Source organism: Synechococcus sp. CBW1004, from assembly GCF_015840715.1.
Lineage (GTDB): Bacteria > Cyanobacteriota > Cyanobacteriia > PCC-6307 > Cyanobiaceae > Cyanobium.
Genome location: NZ_CP060397.1, coordinates 1,644,758 through 1,657,333, shown reverse-complemented (window position 1 = coordinate 1,657,333; position 12,576 = coordinate 1,644,758). Strand labels below are relative to the sequence as shown.

Here is a 12,576-nt window from a genome sequence, read left to right as displayed (position 1 = left end):
GCGCTCCGGGCGCTCCCCTTGCCGCTGTCGCTGCCTGCTCCGGCCCCCTCTCATCGCCCGAGCCGCCGCAGAATCGCCGCGGCTGCGTCCCTGATTGCCGCGCTGCTGCTGCCGCTGCTGGCCGGTTGCCAGCCCCGCCGCCCTGCCGGCCTGCTGATCCTGGCGGGCAAGAGCCGCATCGACTCCCTCGATCCCGCTGCCGCCTCGCGGGTGGGTGTGCTGCAGGTGCTGAGCGCCCTGGGTGATCCCCTCTATGCCATCTCCAGCGAGGGCCGCCTCGAGCCCCGCCTGGCCACCGCTCTGCCGCAACTGAGCGCTGACGGCCTGCGGGCCCGCATCCCGCTGCGAGCGGGCGTCCGCTTCCACGACGGCACGCCGTTCGATGCCGCGGCGCTGGTGTTCTCGCTGGAGCGCTTCATGGCGATCGGCACCCTCGGCTATCAGCTCAGCGATCGGGTGAAGCGCGTGCGGGCCACCGGGCCACTCGAAATCGAGCTGGAGCTCAGGCAGCCGTTCAGCCCGCTGCCGCGGCTGCTGAGCGCGATCTTTCTCACCCCCGTCTCGCCCAGTGCCTACCGCGCCCATCAGGGCAAGCCCCTGGCGGAGCGCTTCGTGGGCACAGGCCCCTACCGGCTGGCTTCCACCAGCGGCCAGCAGCTGCGCCTGCTGCCCTGGAGCGGCTACTGGGGCCGCCGCCCGCGCAACAGCGGGCTGGTGATCGTCAGCCTCAGCAATTCCACCGCCTTGTACGGCGCCCTGCGCAGCGGCGAGATCGATCTGCTGCTCTCCAGCGGCCTTGAGATCGACCACCAGCAGGCCCTGCACCGCGAGGCCCGCGCCGGCCGTCTGCATGAGGCGGTGGGCCCGTCGCTGAACATCGGCCTGCTGTCGCTGCGCAGCGACCAGCCGCCCCTGCAGGATCGCCGCCTGCGTCTGGCCCTGGCCCACAGCCTCGATCGCCGCACGATCAGCGAGCGAGTCAGCCTCGGTGTGCGCCCGCCGCTGCGCCAGCTGGTGCCGCCGGGGCTGCCCGGCTCCGATCCGGCTGCCTGGCCCGCCTACGACCCGGCTCGCGCCCGCTCCCTGTTCCGCCAGGCCGGCTACTGCGAGGGCAAGCCGTTGAACCTGCCGCTCACCTTCCGCTCCGACATCCCCAGCGACCGCCTGTTCGCCCTCACCTGGCAGGCGCAGGTGCGCCGCGATCTGGGTGACTGTCTGCAGCTGGAGGTGAGCGGCATGGAATCCACCACCGCCTACGACCAGCTCGGCAAGGGAACGCTGCCGCTGTTCTTCTACGACTGGAGCGGCGACTATCCCGACGCCGAGAACTTCCTGGTGCCGCTGCTGGGCTGTGAGAAGGCCGAGGGCGACCGCTGTCTCAAGGGCAACGCTGCCCTGAGCGGCAGCTTCTGGAGCGCCCCCGGCCTGGAGCAGCTGCTGATCCGCAGCAGCAGCCTGGAGGGCCCGGAGCGCGAAGGGCTGCTGCGGCAGATCCAGCGGCGCACCGCCGCCGCCAGCCCCTATCTGCCTGTCTGGCTGATGGCGCCGGTGGCGTGGGCGCGGCCGTCGCTCGCACCGCCCCGCTTCGATGGTGCCGGCTGGCTCGTGCTCGCCGATCTGCACAGCCAGTCCCATTCCGGAGGGAGCCGCCGATGAGCCGCCGCAGCGACCTGCTCCGTTATCTCGCCGCCCGCCTCGCCCTGGCGCCGCTGATGCTGTGGCTGATCGCCACGCTGGTGTTCCTGCTGCTGCGGGTGGCTCCCGGCGATCCGATCGACGCGCTGCTCGGCCCCAAGGCCCCGGCCGCGGCCCGCGCCGCCCTGCGCGCCCAGCTGGGCCTCGATCAGCCGTTGCCGGTGCAGTACGGCCATTTCCTAGGCGATCTGCTGCGCGGCGATCTGGGCCTGTCCCAGGCCAGCAAGCAGCCGGTGCTCGGAATCATCCAGGACAGCCTGCCCGCCAGCCTGGAGCTGGGGGTGGTGGCCCTGCTGCTGGCCGCGGTGCTCGGCCTGGCGGTGGGCTTCAGCGGCATCGCGCGGCCCGAGGGGAAGCTTGATCTGGCCGGCCGCCTCTATGGCATCGGCACCTACGCCCTGCCGCCATTCTGGGCGGCGATGGTGGTGCAGCTGGTGTTCGCCGTCTGGCTGGGCTGGCTGCCGGTGGGTGGCCGCTTCCCGCCGACGCTGGTGCCCCCCAGCGGCAGCGGCTTCTATCTGCTCGACAGCCTGCGCAGCGGCGACTGGCAGCAGTTCAGCGGTGCCCTGCGCCATCTGGTGCTGCCCGCCTCCACCCTGGCGCTGCTGCTCAGCGGCATCTTCACCAACGCCCTGCGTCTGAACCTGCGCCGCGCCCTGGGCTCCGACTACGTCGAGGCGGCCCGCAGCCGCGGCCTCAGCGAGACGCGGGTGGTGCTGCGCCACGCCCTGCCCAATGCCCTGCTGCCGGTGCTGACGATCACCGGCATCACCGTGGCTTCCCTGATCGGTGGCGCGCTCCTGATCGAGGTCACCTACTCCTGGCCCGGCATCGCCTATCGGTTGCAGGAGGCGATCGCCCAGCGCGACTATCCGCTCGTGCAGGGGATCGTGGTGGTGGTGGCGGCGCTGGTGGTGCTGGTCACCGTGGCGGTCGATCTGCTGGTGGCGCTTCTCGATCCGCGCATCCGCTTCTGAATGCCGCCAATGCCGGCCGCTGCCCAGCGGCAGACCTCAGCTCCATCCAGGCTACGGACGATGGCGACGGGCCCTGGTCGAACACCTCAGGACTTCAGGCGCCTCCGCCAGCGTCGCGCCGCCGCCGGATCGAGCACATAGGCCCGCACGCCCTGCTGCAGTCGGACCTGGGCCGGCAGAAGCACCGGCAGCTTCAGGCTGTGCAGAAATTCGCTGCCCAGCCCGAGAAGCAGGGTCTGCACCGTCGCCGGATCCACCCCCACCCATTCGCGGCCGAGTTGCAGCACCGCCTCCTGGCGCTCCGCCAGGCGCACCGGTGAGAAGTGGCTTCCCCCCTCCACCAGCACCAGCCGGCTGCGGGGATCGCCGGCGGGCAGGAACAGCTGCAGCTGTTCCTGCAGCGGCGGGGTCACCAGATCCAGGCTGCCGCCCACCATCAGCACCGGCACCGGCAGGGAGGCGGTGGCGCCATCGGGCCAGAGCAGACTGCCGAACCCGTTGAACAGCACCAGGCCGCGAAGGTCGGCCGGGCGTGGCAGGGCCTGTGGCAGCCCTGTGGTCACGAGTTCGCACTGCAGCAGCCGGGAGGGATTGCCGATCGGCAGCCGTTCGATCGCCTGGCTGCAGCGCCGGGCCAGCCCCGGTTCCGGCTCGACGCCGGCCGCCAGCAGGGCGGTCAGCCCACCGAGCGAGTGCCCCACCAGCACCATTCCGTCGCCGCTCAGGGGCAGCCGGCCATCCCTGCGGGCCGCCAGCACCGCGGCGACATCGCGCAGCCGGGTTGCCAGGGTCGCGGCCCCGGGCGGGGGCGTGCGTCCGTCGAGGGCATCGCGCAGGGCGCGCCCGTCGCTGCCGGGATGCTGGGGCACCGCCACCGACCAGCCCCGCTGGGCCAGGGCACCGGCGAACCAGCCGAGCTGATCGGCATTGCCGCCGAGCCCCGGCAGCACCAGCAGCCAGGGGAGACGGCTGGCTTCCGGCCCCTGGCCCGGCCAGAGATCCACCGGCAGGGGTTCGCTCCGATGCGCCACCGTCAGTTCCACCCGCCGCGGACTGAGCTGGGTTTCGGCCGGCAGCAGCGCTCGGGCGTTGCGTTTCGGCAGCGCCAGGGTCTGCAGGGCCGCCAGCGCGTTGCTCTGCTGTCTGATCTGCCGTCGCCACTGCTCCGCCAGGTCGAGCAGGCTGTCCAGGCGCAGCCGCACCTGGGAGACCGGCAGGGAGCGCAGCAGGGCGAGGGTGGTCACCTCACGACGCTCGCGCAGCAGGCGACGCAGGGTGCTCTGCAGCTCCGGGGCGGTGCTCCGTCCCTCGGGGGTTGTCAGCAGCTCGCCGACCTCAGCCAGCATCTGGCCGCCGGCCCAGCTGTCCAGCAGCTGGCTTCCGAAGCTCTGCTCCCGGAGCAGGGGCGCCTGCAGCAGGCGCGCCACGCCGCGCCGGCTCTGGGGTTCCAGCAGGTTCAGCCACACCTCCAGATCGCTCCCCGTCTGCGCTGTGTCTGGGTTGAGCGTCCCGCTCTCGCCGGTCAGGCGGGCATCGCCGGCGATCGGGAAGCCGCTTGCGGACGGGCCCTGGTCCGCAGTCGTGATGGCATGCGAGTCGGTGCCGGAGACCAGGGAATGGGCTGGGCCAGGGCCTGTCGCGGAGGCCGGCAGTGGCGTTTCTCCGGAAGCGCGTGCGCCATCCCAGGGCGGCAGCGATGGCTCGCGGCGGCTCCAGGCCTCCAGCTGGTCGAGCCGCACCGGGATCTCGAGATCCTCCAGCTGGATCACCAGCAGTTCGGCTGCCGAGGCCGGTCGGGCCGTCCACAGCAGCAGCAGCGCGCTGCTCAGCAGACCGAGCCCCAGGCATGCCCCGCCCAGCAGGGGCCTGGATGGGCGATGACGGAAGCTGGGTCGTGACGCAGGCAAAGGCGGGTGCCGGAATGAAGGCCTGGTGGTTCCAGTTTCCCGCGCCGCTGCGCGCTCTGGCCTCGATCCGCACGATCGCCATGGTGGGCGCCGGCGGCGTGCTGTACCTGACGCCCATGGTGTTCCATCGGGAGGCATTCAGCGCCAGCAGTGTCGGCGACGGCCTCGCCCTGGCCGCCCTGGCCGGGATCGGTGGGCGTCTGTTCAGCGGCCTCCTGCTCGATCGCGGCCGCCGCGCCTCGCTGCCGGTGGCGCTGGCGGCGGTCTGTGCCCTGCTGGGCGACAGCAGTCTGTTGTCCGCGGAAGGCTTCGGGGGCTATGTCTCCGGCCAGCTGCTGCTGGGCCTGGCGGCGGGCCTCTACTGGCCCGCGATCGAACTGGCGGTGCCGCTCTGCTGCGGGGCGCTTCCCTCCGCACGCGGCTTCGCGCTGGTGCGCAGCGCCGACGCCTTCGGCGTGGTCACCGGTGCCCTGATCGGTGCCCTTCTGGCGGCCCTGGGCTGGCTGCGGGCCATCTATCTGGTGGACATCGCCTGCGTGCTGACGATGCTGGCCCTCGTGCTGCTGCGGCCCCTGCCCGCCAGCCCCAGCAGGACCCATTCCGCCGCCGCCGCCGGGCTGCCTCCAGGCCGGTGGCTGCCACCGCTGCTGCCCCTGCTCGCGGTGACGGTGATCGCCACCGCCATCCCGGCTCTGATGCAGGGAGCGCTACCGCTCGATCTGGTGCGGGGCGGTCTGCAGCGTCCGCCGCTGCCGGAGGCGCTCGGGGCCCTCACGGTGGGGCTGCAGCTCGGGCTGCTGCTGTTGCTTCAGTGGCCGGTGGGGCAGGCTCTGGCGAAGCGGCCTGTGGGAACGGGGCTGACGCTCAGCCTGATCTGCTTTGCGGTGGGTGGCGGCCTGCTGGCCCTCTCAGCGCTCACCCCCCATGGCCTGCCCGTGCTCCTGCTGGCGCAGGTGCCGGTGGCCCTGGGGGCGGCGGCCTTCCTGCCCACCGCCACCGAGGCGGTGGTGGAGCTCAGCCCGCTGCACCGTCAGGGCCTGGCGATGGCTCTGTTCTCCCAGTGCTTCGCGATCAGTGCCTTCAGCGCTCCCCTGGTGGCCGGTCGCCTGCTCGACAGCCAGGGCCACGGTGTCGGGCTGTGGCTGGGCATGGCGGCGTTGTCGCTGCTGGGTCTGCCGCTGGTGGCGCGGCTGGAGCGCTTCCAGCGCCGCAATCTGCTGCAGGTGCTCACCGGCCGCGGGGGGACCGGCGGCGAGCGGAAGATTCTGTACCGCTTCCCGCTGGGTTCCGCTGCCGGGGAGCGGGGAGCGGCGCCTGAGGTGTCGGATCCGGGAGGTGATGCGTCTGGTGCTCCAGGTGATGCCTCATCGGACTGAGGCCCATGGCGTTGGTTGGCGGGGGCGACGCTCGATCGCTGCCCCCACGGCCAGGGGAGGTCGCGCTTCAGGCGGAGGCGTTCTCCCCACTCGCTGCGGCTTTGCGGCCGCTGGCCCGCTGCGCGGTCAGCCAGGCCTCATGGGGCAGAGGTTCGGTGCCGTACTCCCAGTCGTCGTAGTCGGGGTCGTTGCGGATGCGGCGATGCTCCTCCTTCTGGATGTCGAAGTTGTGATGCGCCCCGGCGTCGGCGGGATCGGCGGGCGTGCCGGCGGAGGGACGGGACTCGTCAGACGTCATGGCCCAGGCGGCGGAATGGAGCCATTGTCTCCCCTGTCAGCCCTTCTCTGAACAACGGCGCTGGGCGACCCGGCAGGGCGGGCGGGGCCCATCCCCCGCTGCCGTCGCGGAGCGTCCCTGGTTCTCCTGTCCGCTCCTGTTGACCGTGACCCATCGCCTTAGCGTCAGGGCCGTCTTGCCTGGTCCGCACCCTGATGGCCCGCTTTCTCCGTCTGTCCGCCTCTCTGCTGGGCCTGTCCCTGGCGGTTGCGGCTCTGCCGGCCAGCGCTTCCAGCCCTCAGGCGTGGTCTGCCTATGGCCAGCAGGTGGTGAAGGCCTGTCTCGCCGCCAGCGGCCTGCGCAACCCGAAGCCCGTCGGCGAGCGGGTTGACCTGCCGGGTGGCAGCGATGCGCTGACGAGCGCACTCCTGCTGGAGGGCACCTACCCGCAGCCCCACATGGCCGGTCGCCGGGGTCTGGAGCTCTGCCTCTATGACGCCCGCAGCAAGCAGGCCCGGGTGGCGGAGGCCGACCGACTGATCTCGCTCTCCCGGAAGCCCTGAATCCGCCGGACCTGACCGACCCTGGCCGGTCGGTCCGCCTGACGGGGTGCGGCCGGCCCGACGTTGCGCCAGGCTGGTGTGATTCCAGTCCCTCCTGCCGCTCTGCCGCCATGGTCCGTGCCGCGCGTGCCGCAGTCCTCGCCGGTCTGCTCGGTCTGGCGACTCCCGCCTTCGCCGGTTCGTTCACCGGACTGCAGCAGGCGGCCCGCCGCTGTTTTGAGAGCCCCTCGGCGGCTCTTTGCGATGGCCTCTGGGATCTCTCCGCCGAGCTCAAGCAGCGGGCCGACAAGAGCAATCAGCTGCGCTGCTACACCGCTCTCCTGGCGCTGGAGGCGAACGTGGCGAAGGTGAGGCTGGGGGCGCCGGATCCCGCTCGCCAGGCCAGCGCTCTCGAAGAAACCTCCGTGTACTGCCGCTGAGTGGGCCCCGGAGTCCGGCGAGGCGGGGAATCCTGCCGCCGGGCCGGACCTGAGGCCGTCAGCGGCCATCCGGGTGCAACCGTTCAGACGTTGAACAGGAACTCCATCACGTCGCCTTCCTGCACGACGTACTCCTTGCCCTCGCTGCGCAGCCAGCCGCGGTTGCGGGCTTCCGCCAGGGAGCCGGCTTCCAGCAACTGCTCCTGGCCGATCGTCTGGGCGCGGATGAAGCCGCGCTCGAAGTCGGTGTGAATCACGCCGGCAGCCTGGGGGGCGGTCATGCCGGCGCGGATCGTCCAGGCGCGCGTCTCCTTCTCGCCGGTGGTGAAATAGGTGCGCAGGCCGAGCAGGCTGTAGGTGGCGCGGATCAGGCTCTGCAGGCCGCCCTCCTCAACGCCCAGACCAGCGAGGAATTCGGCGCGCTCCTCCTCGGGCAGTTCGATCAGCTCGGCCTCCACCTGGGCCGAGATGCGGACCGTCTCCGCTCCCTCCCGTTCCGCCAGGGCGACCACGGCCTCGCAGAAGGCATTGCCGGAGGCCAGGTCATCCTCGCTGACGTTGGTGGCGTAGATGATCGGCTTGGCGGTGAGCAGCCCCAGGGGCCTGACGAAGGCGGCCTCCTCGTCGGTGAGCTCGACGCTGCGAGCGGCACCGCCCTGCTCGAGCACGGCCTGGATGCGCTCGAGGGCACTGTCCTCGGCCTGGGCCTCCTTGCTGGTGCGCACCTGCTTCCTGAGGCGTTCGCGCCGCTTCTCCACCTGGGCGAGATCGGCCAGGGACAGCTCCAGGTTGATCACCTCGGCGTCGCGCACCGGATCGACCGAGCCCGACACGTGGATGACGTCGTCGTCCTCGAAGCAGCGCACCACATGCACGATGGCATCCACCTCGCGGATGTTGGCGAGGAACTTGTTGCCCAGGCCCTCACCCTGACTGGCCCCCTTGACCAGGCCGGCGATGTCGACGAACTCGACGCGGGTGGGGATGATCTCCTTTGACCCCGACAGGGCCGAGAGCCGTTCCAGGCGCGGGTCGGGCACCGCCACCACGCCGGTGTTGGGCTCGATCGTGCAGAAGGGGAAGTTGGCGGCCTGGGCCTGGGCGTTGGCCACCAGGGCGTTGAACAGGGTCGACTTGCCGACGTTGGGCAGGCCGACGATTCCGGCTTTGAGCATGGCCGGAATCTAGGGGGCCCCCGATCCGGCCCAACCGGGCGCCGGACCGGCGACAATTTGTAACAGCACTGAGGTCAGCCATTTCCGCTCTGTCCCCCCTGCGGCCCAGACCCGCCGACACGGCCGAGCCGGCTGTGTCCCCTTCCCCTGAACCCAGGCCGTTGACGCCACTGCCCGGCTCCCCGCCGATCCGCGGTCGTTCGCGCCGCCCCCTCTGGATCGGTCTGCTCGTGGCCGCCGTCCTGGTGAGCGGCCTCGGCCTGTGGCAGCGTCAGCGCAGTGCCGTCCGCCGCGATGTCACTCCCTTCACCGTGGTGGCCCGGTCCGGGGTGCTGCCCGGGGTGGTCTCGGCCACCGGTGAACTCGACGCCATGGTGCGCGTCAATGTCAGCCCCAAGCGCCAGGGGGTGCTCAAGGACATCTACGTCGATGAGGGAATGCCGGTGAAGGCCGGTCAGGCCCTGGCGGTGATGGACAGCAGTGACCTGCTCGACCGCTTCCAGGAGCTGGAGGCCAACCTGCGCTCCGCCGAGGCCGAGCTGCAGCGCAGCCGCAGCGAGCTCAGCTTCAACGAACCCCTGTTCCGCCAGGGGGCGATCAGCCGCAGTGACATCAACCGCTTCCGGGCCGACTACCAGGTGAAGCGCATGGCGGCCCGGGCGGCCGCCGAGCGGCTCTCCCAGCGGCGCGTCGAGCGGGAGGAGCTGGTGGTGCGTGCCCCCTTCGATGGGGTGATCAGTCAGCGCTATGCCGATCCAGGCGCCTTCGTGACTCCCACCACCTCCGCCTCCACCAGCCTCGGCGCCACCAGCTCCTCGATCGTCGAGGTGGCCAGGGGCCTTGAGGTGGTCGCCAAGGTGCCCGAGAGCGACATCGGCCGCCTGCGGGTGGGAATGCCGGCGACGGTGCGCGTCGATGCCTTCCCGGACCGGCGCTATGCCGCCACGGTGCGTCAGATCGCCCCACGGGCGGTGAAGACCAACAACGTCACCTCCTTCGAGGTGAAGCTGGCCCTGCAGGAGCCGGCACCGGAGCTGCGCATCGGCATGACTGCCGACATCGACTTCAGCACCGGTCAGCTGCAGGCCCGCACCGTGATCCCCACCGTGGCGATCGTCACCGAAGAGGGGCGTCCGGGGGTGCTCGTGGTGGGGCGCGACCAGCAGCCCGAGTTCCGGCCGGTGGAACTGGGGGCCAGCAGCGGTCGCGACACCCAGATTCTCAAGGGGCTCGACCCGGATACCCGCATCTTCATCGACCAGCCCCCCTGGGCGAAGAAGCGCAAGAGCTAGCTCCTGATGGGCGCACGGGGTGCGGGTGGTGTCGTGTCATCACCCAGCGCCGATCCGTTCTTTTTGCCCGCGCCAGAGCCGGGACGGGCCGCGTCGGTCAGGGCCTGTTCCTTGCGCAGAGGCGCAGCACGTTCAGGCGCTGCTCAGGCGTTGACGGCTTCTGCAACGGTGAGGCCCAGGAACCGGCGAGCCGCGGTCACGATCCGCCCCGAAGCCCTGCCATCGCCGAAGGGGTTGTGGGCCCGGGCCATCGCCTCGTAGGCCGCCGCATCGCTGAGCAGCCGGCTCGCCTCGGCGACGATGTCGGCGCTGTCGGTGCCGATCAGCCTGGCGGTGCCGGCGCTGACCGCCTCCGGCCGTTCGGTGGTGCGGCGCAGCACCAGCACCGGTTTGCCGAGGGCCGGCGCCTCCTCCTGCAGGCCGCCGGAATCGGTGAGCACCAGGGTGCAGCCGCGCATCGCCGCCACCAGCTGGTCGTAGTCGAGCGGTTCGGTCAGGAAGGCGCGCGGATGGCTGCCGAGCATCGCCTGCAGCGGCTCGCGCACGATGGGGTTGCGATGCAGCGGCAGCAGCAGGGCGGTGTCGGGGAAGCGCTCCAGCAGCTCCAGGACGCCCCTGCCGATGTCGGCGAGGCGGTCGCCCCAGTTCTCGCGGCGGTGCACCGTGGCCAGGATCACCCGCTGGCTCTGCCAGTCGAGGCCGGGCTGTTCGTAGGTCGGCGCCTGCTCGGCCATCAGCAGCAGGGCGTCGATCACCGTGTTGCCGGTGGTGAGCACCTCGCCGATCACGCCGGAGGCGCGGCAGTTGGCCGCCGACACCTCGGTGGGGGCGAAGTGCAACTGGGCCAGCTGCGAGATCAGGCGGCGGTTGGCCTCCTCCGGGAAAGGATCGAACAGGTTGTCGGTGCGCAGGCCCGCCTCCACGTGTCCCACCGGGATCTGCTCGTAGAAGGCGGCCAGAGCCGAGGCGAAGGCGGTGGTGGTGTCGCCCTGCACCAGCACCAGGTCGGGCCGGTGGGCGGCGAACTCCTCCTTGAGGCCCTGCAGGGCGGCGCAGGTGATGTGGGTGAGCGTCTGCTTCGGCGCCATCAGGGCCAGGTCGTGATCGGCGCTCAGGCCGAACAGCTCCATCACCTGACTCACCATCTCGCGGTGCTGGCCGGTGAGCACCACGCGGGTGCGGAAGTCGGGGGCGGCCTGGAAGGCGCGGATCACCGGCGCCAGCTTGATCGCCTCCGGTCGGGTGCCCAGCACGATCGTCACCAGAGGGATCGCTGGCGTGTCCCGGCCCGTGCGGGTTTCAGAGGGCGAGGGCACAGCGCCGGAAAGTGAGGTCAAGGCCGCGACACGGACCGGGCGGATCCTAGGCAGGCGGCCCCGCCGCGCCGCTCCCATTCCCGGGAGGCGGTGTCAGCATGGGCACCACTGCCCTGATCCCCGGTCCCATGGCGGAACTGCCCTTCGGACCTGCCGCTGTCGTGCCGCCGCCGCCCCCGCCCCAGGGGCACGGGAGCCCGCCCCCGCCCCCGGCGGCCAGCGCTGCACCCGCTGCAGCCACCGCTCATGTCGGGCCTGCCACCTTGAAGGAGATCGTGGCGATCGCCCACGACAACAAGTACTCCGACATCCATATCGGGGTCGGTGAGCAGCCACGCTTCCGCGATCGGGGCGAGATGCATCGCACCGACTGGTCCGTCACTGACACGATCCGCTTCCGCGACTGGGTGCGCGAGATGCTCAGCCCCGCCGAGATCGACAGCTTCCTGCGCGAGAAGGAATACGACGGCGCTTTCGACTTCGGCTTCGTGCGGGTGCGCATCAACCTGCTCGACACGCTGCGCGGTCCGGCGATGGTGCTGCGGCTGATCCCCCAGAAGATCCTGACGATGGAGCAGCTGGCGCTGCCGCCGGTGCTGGCCGAGCTGGCCGAGCGACCCAAGGGCATGATCCTCGTCACCGGACCGACGGGATCGGGCAAGAGCACGACGCTGGCGGCGATGATCGATTACATCAATCGCACGATGAAGCGTCACATCCTCACAATCGAGGATCCGATCGAATTCGTGCATCAGAGCCAGCAGTCCCTGATCCGTCAACGGGAGGTGCATCAGCACACGCGGCTGTTCGCCAATGCCCTGCGCGCCGCCCTGCGGGAGGATCCCGATGTGATCCTGATCGGTGAGATCCGCGACCAGGAAACTCTCAGCACCGCCATGGAGGCCTCCCAGACCGGACACCTCGTCTTCGGAACCCTGCACACCAACTCGGCCGTGCGCACGGTGGAGCGCATCCTCGGCATGTACAAGCCTGAGGAGCAGGAGCAGATCCGTCGCGCCGTCTCCGAAACCCTGCTGGCGGTCGTCTCCCAGGGGCTGATCAGGACCACCGACGGCAAGCGCTGCGGCTACCACGATCTGTTCGTCAACACCGATGCCTGCCGCGACTACATCCAGCGCGGCGCCCTCGACGAGATCGAGGAGATCATGCGGCGCAGCAGTTTCGACGGCATGCAGACCAGCAACCAGGCGCTCGCGGCCCTGGTGCTGGCGGGGCGGGTCGAGGCCGAGGATGCCCTGGCTCAGAGCGCCAAACCGGGCGAACTGGCCCAGGCCCTGCGCGGCCGGGTGTAGAGGCCTGTGGCTGCGCCGCTCAGCTGTGGCCGCCGGCGGCCAGACGCACCAGCAGCAGCACCCCCAGGCCCACCGACAGGCCGAGCATGGCCAGTCGGCCGTTCCAGATCTCGGCCTGGGGTGTGAAGCCCCGCCGCCAGGCGTTGAGCTCCTCCTGGGATACCGGCTCCACCACCGGTTCAGGTGCGCCGGCCGCCGAGCCGTTGACCCCGGTCTGGTTCGCCTCAGTCATGGTCCTCGGGGAGCAGGATGGGATGCGTGGGACA

General features: G+C 71.0%; 12 protein-coding genes. 7 read left to right on the top strand and 5 right to left on the bottom strand.

Annotated features, from left to right (window positions below; genetic code table 11):
• The first annotated feature begins 18 nt into the window (after positions 1-18).
• Positions 19-1,656 carry an ABC transporter substrate-binding protein gene (locus H8F25_RS08055; RefSeq protein WP_370525849.1) on the top strand — a complete coding sequence of 546 codons (1,638 nt, stop codon included), beginning with the start codon at positions 19-21 and terminating at the stop codon, positions 1,654-1,656.
• Positions 1,653-2,672 carry an ABC transporter permease gene (locus tag H8F25_RS08050; protein WP_197213040.1) on the top strand — a complete coding sequence of 340 codons (1,020 nt, stop codon included), beginning with the start codon at positions 1,653-1,655 and terminating at the stop codon, positions 2,670-2,672. Before H8F25_RS08055 ends, H8F25_RS08050 begins: the two co-directional genes overlap by 4 nt.
• Positions 2,673-2,758: 86 nt before the next feature.
• Here H8F25_RS08050 and H8F25_RS08045 read toward each other — a convergent pair whose 3' ends face one another.
• On the bottom strand, positions 2,759-4,579 hold the full coding sequence (locus H8F25_RS08045) for an alpha/beta fold hydrolase (RefSeq protein ID WP_231597269.1): 1,821 nt from the start codon (positions 4,577-4,579) through the stop codon (positions 2,759-2,761).
• Between H8F25_RS08045 and H8F25_RS08040 the strand changes: the two genes are divergently transcribed.
• Positions 4,567-5,955 carry an MFS transporter gene (locus H8F25_RS08040; RefSeq protein ID WP_197213038.1) on the top strand — a complete coding sequence of 463 codons (1,389 nt, stop codon included), beginning with the start codon at positions 4,567-4,569 and terminating at the stop codon, positions 5,953-5,955. The two genes, H8F25_RS08045 and H8F25_RS08040, sit on opposite strands and share 13 nt — an antisense overlap.
• Positions 5,956-6,022: 67 nt before the next feature.
• On the opposite strand, the gene H8F25_RS08035 is transcribed toward H8F25_RS08040, so the two are convergent.
• Positions 6,023-6,253 (bottom strand): hypothetical protein, encoded by a 231-nt coding sequence (locus H8F25_RS08035; RefSeq protein ID WP_197213036.1) that lies wholly within the window; start codon positions 6,251-6,253, stop codon positions 6,023-6,025.
• Positions 6,254-6,447: 194 nt separating this feature from the next.
• Between H8F25_RS08035 and H8F25_RS08030 the strand changes: the two genes are divergently transcribed.
• Together H8F25_RS08030 and H8F25_RS08025 are read left to right on the top strand one after the other, a co-directional pair.
• Positions 6,448-6,795, top strand: coding sequence for a hypothetical protein (locus tag H8F25_RS08030; protein ID WP_197213035.1), 348 nt, complete (start codon positions 6,448-6,450; stop codon positions 6,793-6,795).
• Between the two features lie 110 nt (positions 6,796-6,905).
• The gene (locus H8F25_RS08025; protein WP_197213033.1) at positions 6,906-7,214 is read left to right on the top strand and encodes a hypothetical protein; all 309 of its coding nucleotides are present in this window, start codon (positions 6,906-6,908) and stop codon (positions 7,212-7,214) included.
• Between the two features lie 83 nt (positions 7,215-7,297).
• Here the strand turns inward: H8F25_RS08025 and ychF are convergent, their stop codons facing one another.
• A complete protein-coding gene (gene ychF, locus H8F25_RS08020) occupies positions 7,298-8,389 on the bottom strand; it encodes a redox-regulated ATPase YchF (protein WP_197213031.1) in 1,092 nt (363 codons plus the stop codon).
• A gap of 161 nt (positions 8,390-8,550) precedes the next feature.
• On the opposite strand from ychF, the gene H8F25_RS08015 reads away from it, so the two are divergent.
• A complete protein-coding gene (locus H8F25_RS08015) occupies positions 8,551-9,681 on the top strand; it encodes an efflux RND transporter periplasmic adaptor subunit (RefSeq protein ID WP_231597268.1) in 1,131 nt (376 codons plus the stop codon).
• A 143-nt stretch (positions 9,682-9,824) separates the two neighbouring features.
• Here the strand turns inward: H8F25_RS08015 and wecB are convergent, their stop codons facing one another.
• On the bottom strand, positions 9,825-10,943 hold the full coding sequence (gene wecB, locus H8F25_RS08010) for a non-hydrolyzing UDP-N-acetylglucosamine 2-epimerase (protein WP_304623268.1): 1,119 nt from the start codon (positions 10,941-10,943) through the stop codon (positions 9,825-9,827).
• 152 nt (positions 10,944-11,095) lie between these two features.
• On the opposite strand from wecB, the gene H8F25_RS08005 reads away from it, so the two are divergent.
• Positions 11,096-12,310: a type IV pilus twitching motility protein PilT gene (locus H8F25_RS08005; protein WP_231597267.1), complete on the top strand. Its 1,215-nt coding sequence runs from the start codon at positions 11,096-11,098 to the stop codon at positions 12,308-12,310.
• 19 nt (positions 12,311-12,329) lie between these two features.
• Here H8F25_RS08005 and H8F25_RS08000 read toward each other — a convergent pair whose 3' ends face one another.
• Positions 12,330-12,542 (bottom strand): high light inducible protein, encoded by a 213-nt coding sequence (locus H8F25_RS08000; protein WP_231597266.1) that lies wholly within the window; start codon positions 12,540-12,542, stop codon positions 12,330-12,332.
• Positions 12,543-12,576: the final 34 nt, after the last annotated feature.

Coding starts and splice junctions, on each gene's coding strand:
- H8F25_RS08030 (WP_197213035.1), top strand. CDS start 6,448: ATGGCCCGCTTTCTCCGTCTGTCCGCCTCTCTGCTGGGCCTGTCCCTG.
- H8F25_RS08025 (WP_197213033.1), top strand. CDS start 6,906: ATGGTCCGTGCCGCGCGTGCCGCAGTCCTCGCCGGTCTGCTCGGTCTG.
- H8F25_RS08005 (WP_231597267.1), top strand. CDS start 11,096: ATGGGCACCACTGCCCTGATCCCCGGTCCCATGGCGGAACTGCCCTTC.
- H8F25_RS08000 (WP_231597266.1), bottom strand. CDS start 12,542: ATGACTGAGGCGAACCAGACCGGGGTCAACGGCTCGGCGGCCGGCGCA.
- H8F25_RS08035 (WP_197213036.1), bottom strand. CDS start 6,253: ATGACGTCTGACGAGTCCCGTCCCTCCGCCGGCACGCCCGCCGATCCC.
- H8F25_RS08050 (WP_197213040.1), top strand. CDS start 1,653: ATGAGCCGCCGCAGCGACCTGCTCCGTTATCTCGCCGCCCGCCTCGCC.
- ychF (WP_197213031.1), bottom strand. CDS start 8,389: ATGCTCAAAGCCGGAATCGTCGGCCTGCCCAACGTCGGCAAGTCGACC.